Genomic DNA, 5,571 nt, shown 5'->3' with positions numbered 1-5,571 from the left:
ATGTTGTCCGATGCCGTTCGGTCCTGCTCGGGGATCGGGCCGGACGCCCTTCCCCGGTCGGGTCAGATCCGGACCTCCACGGTGCCGACCGCCTTGTCGTGCAGCCCGCGGGTGTCACGGTCCCAGACCAGCGGCGGCACCACCAGGCAGAGCAGCAGGGTGCGCAGCAGCACCTGCGGGATGGTCGCGCGGCCGCCGTCCAGCCGGACCACCCGGAGGCCGAACAGCCGCTTGCCGACCGTGGTGCCGGTGGTGGACAGCAGCAGGGCCGCGACCAGGAAGAACAGCGGGCTGGTCCACAGGTTGGCCTCGCCCTGGTCGCCGTGGGCGAGCAGCCCGTACGAGACCAGCGAGACCAGCCAGCCGTCCACGAGCAGGGCGCCGATCCGCCGGCCGGGGCCCGCGATCGATCCGGGGCCCTCCTCGGGCAGCCCGAGGCGTTCGCCGCGGTAGCCGAAGTCGGTACCCATCTTCTCGGCGGCGGCCTTGGGGCCGTCGATCCACGATCCCAACGCTTCTCTGGTGTCCACGAATCCACACTAACCGGGCTGACGGCTTCCGCTGCCACCGCCTCCCCTCCGGCCCGGGGCATCACCCCCGACCGGGTGAATCGTCGTTCCGGAGGTTTCCACGTGGTCCAGATCACTCACAGGAAGGTGCCCAGCTCGGCAGGGTGATTTGTACCGTCCCGGACACCTTTGCCACCCTGCTCGGCGCTCCTGGTTAACATCTAGGAAACGAGCGGGTCACCGACTGGAAACGACCCATTCCTATGGTGAGCCAAATTCGCGAGCCGAGGAGGATGGATGTTCAACAACGCCGCCGAAGTGAAGCAGTTCATCCAGGACAACGACGTGAAGTTCATCGATGTCCGCTTCTGTGACCTGCCCGGCGTCCTGCAGCACTTCTCCGTACCCGCAGCGACCTTCGACCCGTCCGAGACCCTGATGTTCGACGGCTCGTCGATCCGCGGCTTCCAGGCCATCCACGAGTCCGACATGGCGCTGGTCCCCGACCTCGCCACGGCCAGGCTCGACCCCTTCCGGGCCGAGAAGCACCTCAACATCAACTTCTTCATCCAGGACCCGGTCACCGGCGAGGCGTACAGCCGTGACCCGCGCAACGTCGCCAGGAAGGCGGAGGCCTACCTCGCCTCCTCCGGCATCGCCGACACCGCGTTCTTCGGGCCCGAGGCCGAGTTCTACGTCTTCGACTCGGTCCGCTTCGAGACCAGCGCCAACGCGTCCTTCTACCACATCGACTCGGAGGCCGGCGCCTGGAACAGCGGCGCCGCCGAGGGCGACGTGCGCGGCTACAAGGTCAAGTACAAGGGCGGCTACTTCCCCGTCTCCCCGGTGGACCACTTCGCCGACCTGCGCGCCGAGATGTCGCTGGAACTCGAACGGGCCGGACTGGAGATCGAGCGCCAGCACCACGAGGTCGGCACGGCCGGCCAGGCCGAGATCAACTACAAGTTCAACACCCTGCTGCACGCCGCCGACGACCTGATGCTGTTCAAGTACATCATCAAGAACGTCGCCTGGCGCAACGGCAAGACCGCCACCTTCATGCCGAAGCCGATCTTCGGCGACAACGGCTCGGGCATGCACGTCCACCAGTCGCTGTGGACCGAGGGCTCCCCGCTCTTCTACGACGAGCAGGGCTACGCCGGCCTCTCCGACACCGCCCGCTACTACATCGGCGGTCTGCTGCGGCACGCCCCCTCGCTGCTGGCCTTCACCAACCCCTCGGTGAACTCCTACCACCGCCTGGTCCCCGGCTTCGAGGCCCCGGTCAACCTGGTCTACTCGCAGCGCAACCGCTCGGCCGCGATCCGCATCCCGATCACCGGCTCCAACGCCAAGGCCAAGCGCATCGAGTTCCGCGCCCCGGACCCGTCCTCCAACCCCTACCTGGCCTTCGCCGCCATGCTGATGGCCGGCCTCGACGGCATCCGCAACAAGATCGAGCCCCTGGAGCCGGTCGACAAGGACCTCTACGAGCTCGCCCCCGAAGAGCACGCCAACGTCCCCCAGGTCCCCTCCTCCCTCCCGGCCGTCCTGGAGGCCCTCGAAGCCGACCACGAGTACCTCCTCGCCGGCAACGTCTTCACCCCGGACCTGATCGAGACCTGGATCGACTTCAAGCGCACCAACGAGATCGCCCCCATCGCCCTCCGCCCCCACCCGCACGAGTTCGAGCTCTACTACGACCTCTGAACCGGCCGCCACGGGCCGCTCGGCCAAGGCCCTCCCGGGGTGCGACGCCGACGGCCGACGACGGATCGGCCGGGCAGAGCCACATCGGGGCCGTCACAGCCCGCACGGAACGTGACGGCCCCCGTGGCGCACACCGGGCACGAGGGGAACCGCTCGTGCCCGCCGATGGGCCGTCCACCCCGCCGGCGTTGTCCGGCCGGACGTCGCCGGGCGGGTCGCCGCCGTACCCGGCCCGGCACCCGCCGCCCGACCGGTCGGCTCAGCCGGCCTGCCGGGCCCGCACCGTCACCGGATGGTGCGGCCCGTAGAGCCGCTCGCTGTCCGCCAGCACCCGCGCCCGCATCGCCGACGCGCCCGCACCGTCCCCCGCGGCGTGCAGGAGCCGGGCCACCCGGCCGCGCACCTCCAGGGCGAACTCCGGCTCCCGGTCGGCGAGCCGGGCCAGCAGGTACCGGTACTCGGCCAGGGCGCCCTCCCGGTCGCCGAGTTCCTCCAGGCAGAGTCCCACCTCGCCCTGCCAGCGCGCCAGTTGCGGCTCGTCGGGCTCGGCCTGCTCGGTCAGCATCCGCAACTGGCCGAGCGCGACGTCGAACTGACGGTCCTCCAGCAGGGTGGCCGCGTACTGCTTGCGCAGCATCCGCACCACGGGCGAGCCGGGGCCGTGCAGCTCGGCGGCCACCGCCAGGCCGCGCCCCAGCACCGAGACCGCCTGGGTGATCATCCCCTGGTCCAGCAGCTCCCTGGCCTCCCGGACGGCCTCGGCGACCTCCGTCCGGTCCGCCGGGGCCTGGGGCGCCACCGGACGGGACCGCCCCTGCGGGTGCCAGGGCGCGTACGGGCGGCGGAACGGGCGGGTGGGGTCCATCGGCGTCCCCGGCCCGTCGTCGTGCCGCCCGTCCGGCGCGGGCAGCAGCGGCGCCAGCGCCCGGTGCACCTCGGCCGCGTCGGCCGGGCGGTCCCCGGGGTCCTTGGCGAGCAGCCGCAGCACCAGCTCCTCCAGCGGCTCGGGCACCTCGGGGCGCAGCCGGCGCAGCGGCGGCGGCGGCTCGTACACGTGGCGGTGCAGCATCCCCAGCGGCGTGGTGGCCGGGAACGGCACGCTGCCGCTGAGCAGTTCGTGCAGGATCACGCCGAGCGCGTACAGGTCGGCGCCCGGCCCGACCGCGCCGCCCACCGCCTGCTCGGGCGCCATGTAGGCGGGGCTGCCGATCGGCGAGCCGGTCAGGGTGAGCCGGGTGGTGTCCGCGTCCAGCACGGAGGCCACCCCGAGGTCGAGCACCACCAGGGTGCCGTCCGCGCGGACCATGATGTTGCGCGGCTTCAGGTCCCGGTGGACCGCGGGCAGCGCGTGCACGGCGGCCAGGACCGGGCAGAGCTGCGCGGCCACCGCGACCGCCCAGGGCCACGGGTAGGGGTCGTGCTCGGCCAGGTGGTCGGCCAGGTCGGCGCCCTGGACGTACCGCATGACCAGGTAGAGGTCCTCGCCGTCGCTCCCCGCGTCGTGCACGGTCACCAGGCCCGGGTGGTCGACCCGGGCGGTGACCCGGCACTCGCGGGCGAACCGGCGCCGGACCTCCTGGAACTCCGCCGCCCCGCTCACCCGGTCCGGTCGCAGCAGCTTGACGGCCACCTGGCGGTCCAGGTTCCGGTCCCGCGCCGTCCACACCTGGCCCATCCCGCCGCGTCCGACCAGGGTGGCCAACTCGTAGCGGCCGGCCAGCAGTCGGCCGGTCACCGGTGGTCCTCCCGCTCCAGGTAGGCGCTCAGCTCGTCCAGGCCGGCCCGCACCTCGCCGATCCGGTCGGGCCGCGCCGGGACGGGCCGGAACACGGGCGGCACGGCGGGCGGGTGCCCGACCGGCGGCGGAGCCTGGACCGGCGGGTACCGGACCGGGGACGGGTCTCGGACCGGGGACAGGTGCCGCACGACCGGTGCGGGCGCGTACCCGGGCACCGGTGGGTACGGGTGGGGCTGCGACGGCAGCGGGGCCGCCTCCGGGCGCGGTCCCAGCTCCACCGCCAGGTAGTAGGCCGGCACCGCCAGCGCCGTCCCGAGCAGCAGCACCATCCCCGCCGTGGTGTGGGTGCCGCCGTCCGGCCCGACCAGTGCCAGTCCGCCCACGCCCGTCGCCCCCGCGGCGGCGAACGCCAGCCAGTCCCGCGTCCGGCGGTGCTCGACCGCGAGCCAGAGCAGCGCCACCCAGCCCAGCATGCCCAGGCTCAGCAGCGGCACCAGCACCAGCACGATCCGCAGCAGCACCCGCCACACGCGGACGCCGGGCCGCTTCGGCGGCGCGGTCGGGTACATGGGCCAGCTCCTGTCGACGGGATCCGCGGGTCAGCCTACCGACGGGCTCTCACACGGTCCGGCGGGGTCCGGCCTCAGTACGGCCGGACCGTCCCGTCGGTCAGCCCGTCGTAGAGCCCCCGCACCAGTCGGTCGCCCAGTCGGGCCGCGAGCCGCGACGCCTCCTCGAAGGCGGCCACCGCGCGGAACCGCTCACCGTACCGGTGCTGCTCGGCCAGCGGCAGCCGGGGCACCCGCAGCCGGCGCACGTCGATCCGGGTCGCGGTGGTGGTGAAACTGCTGGCCTGCCGGCTGTTGGCGCTGCCGCGCAGGAAGCCAGCCAGGAACCACGGATCCAGGGTGTCCGGGTCCGGACGCAGCAGGTGCACGTTGCGGCCGAGCGCCGCGCCGGCGGTGGCCTCGTCGACCACCCGGGTCACGGTGCCGCGGCCGAGCACCGGGAGCACCACGTCCCCGGCCCGCAGCAGCACCGGCTCCTCCTCCGCGCCCTCGGGCAGCTGCCCGGAGGGGGCGGTGCCGGCCGCCAGGTCGTGCTCGGTCAGCACCGGCGGGCCGCCCGCCGGGCCCGCTCCGCTCCCGCCCGTGCGCATCACCAGCGCGCCCGCCCGGGCCAGTTCACCCACGCTGGTCATCGGCCAGTGCGCCGCTCCGCCCGGCACTCCGGTCAGCGGGGCCAGCTCCACGGTGCGGCGCAGCGCGCCGGTCAGCTCCTCGCGGGCCTCGGCCAGGCCGGCCCCGTCGGCGGCCGCGCGCGAGGGCAGGTGGCGGGCCGGGGTGACGTCCACGTCGTCGTCCAGCAGGTCCACCAGCGCGACGGTGCTGCTGACGCCGGGCCGGTCGGGGTGCTCGCCGTGCCGGTCGAAGGCCCGCCAGTCCGCCAGCACCGTGCCGCGCAGCTCCTGCCGGCCGATCTGCTCGCGGTCCGCGACGTCCACCACCAGCAGCCGCTGCGGCTGCGGCGCGCCGGCCGCCGGCCGGCGCAGCACCCACAGGTGCAGCGGGATGCCGTACGGCGGGGGGGGGGCCGGGCGGCCGCCCGCCCCCC

Annotated in this window: 4 protein-coding genes and 1 pseudogene; 1 reads left to right on the top strand and 4 read right to left on the bottom strand. The window is 73.9% G+C overall.

Features of this window, described 5'->3' with window-relative positions; all coding sequences use genetic code 11:
* Window positions 1–62: 62 nt before the first annotated feature.
* A complete protein-coding gene (locus ACFRMQ_RS35185; protein WP_380734866.1) occupies window positions 63–530 on the bottom strand; it encodes an RDD family protein in 468 nt (155 codons plus the stop codon).
* Between the two features lie 276 nt (window positions 531–806).
* Here ACFRMQ_RS35185 and glnA point away from each other — a divergent pair, with 276 nt between their 5' ends.
* Window positions 807–2,219, top strand: coding sequence for a type I glutamate--ammonia ligase (gene glnA / locus ACFRMQ_RS35180; RefSeq protein WP_380734865.1), 1,413 nt, complete (start codon window positions 807–809; stop codon window positions 2,217–2,219).
* Window positions 2,220–2,478: 259 nt separating this feature from the next.
* Here glnA and ACFRMQ_RS35175 read toward each other — a convergent pair whose 3' ends face one another.
* From ACFRMQ_RS35175 to ACFRMQ_RS35165, 3 genes and pseudogenes are all read right to left on the bottom strand, one after another.
* Complete coding sequence (locus ACFRMQ_RS35175; RefSeq protein WP_380734864.1) at window positions 2,479–3,954, bottom strand: serine/threonine-protein kinase; 1,476 nt, start codon at window positions 3,952–3,954, stop codon at window positions 2,479–2,481.
* On the bottom strand, window positions 3,951–4,526 hold the full coding sequence (locus ACFRMQ_RS35170) for a hypothetical protein (RefSeq protein WP_380734863.1): 576 nt from the start codon (window positions 4,524–4,526) through the stop codon (window positions 3,951–3,953). The genes ACFRMQ_RS35175 and ACFRMQ_RS35170 overlap by 4 nt, the downstream gene beginning before the upstream one ends.
* A gap of 74 nt (window positions 4,527–4,600) precedes the next feature.
* A pseudogene (locus tag ACFRMQ_RS35165) lies at window positions 4,601–5,571 on the bottom strand (SAM-dependent methyltransferase); the annotation flags it as partial.

Origin of the sequence: Kitasatospora sp. NPDC056783 (assembly GCF_042789895.1) — a bacterium.
Taxonomy (GTDB): domain Bacteria; phylum Actinomycetota; class Actinomycetes; order Streptomycetales; family Streptomycetaceae; genus Kitasatospora.
The sequence above is the reverse complement of the archived record's forward strand: the minus strand, read 5'-3'. Positions and strand labels throughout refer to the sequence as shown.

Coding starts and splice junctions, on each gene's coding strand:
- glnA (WP_380734865.1), top strand. CDS start 807: ATGTTCAACAACGCCGCCGAAGTGAAGCAGTTCATCCAGGACAACGAC.
- ACFRMQ_RS35170 (WP_380734863.1), bottom strand. CDS start 4,526: ATGTACCCGACCGCGCCGCCGAAGCGGCCCGGCGTCCGCGTGTGGCGG.